This window comes from Streptomyces sp. WM6386, from assembly GCF_000972385.1.
GTDB lineage: Bacteria > Actinomycetota > Actinomycetes > Streptomycetales > Streptomycetaceae > Streptomyces.
This window is the reverse complement of the sequence record NZ_JXTE01000652.1, coordinates 1-357: the sequence shown is the minus strand read 5'-3', so window position 1 is coordinate 357 and position 357 is coordinate 1. Positions and strand designations below refer to the sequence as shown.

The 357-nt window shown below is 72.5% G+C and carries 1 pseudogene; it reads right to left on the bottom strand.

Annotated elements, in window-relative coordinates:
* Positions 1-159: 159 nt before the first annotated feature.
* Positions 160-357: pseudogene (locus TN53_RS43105) on the bottom strand (MFS transporter); the annotation flags it as partial.

Sequence of the window (357 nt, the reverse complement as noted above, 5' to 3'; positions counted from 1 at the left end):
GAATGCGTCAGCCGGGGCGTCCTCGGCAAGAAGGCCGAGCAGCCGTTGGAAGCGGCTGGTGGTGGGCGTGGTCGGTTCAGTCATGAAGGGGACCACCGGGCCGGAGGGACAGGGATGTTGACGCGAGACCGGGACCCGGCTTCCCGTCAGGGCGGGATCTCAACGGGACGTGGGGGCCGCTTCACCCGCGACCGGCTGCGCCGCCCCGGGTCCGGCTGTGACGTCGGCCAGGTCGCGGCCCCGGGTCTCGGTCGCCGCCAGCAGCGCGATCGCGGTGAGCACCGCGGCCAGAGTGACGTAGACCGAGATGGGGGTGGCGGTGCCGTACGACTGCAGCAGCGCGGTGGCGATCAGCGG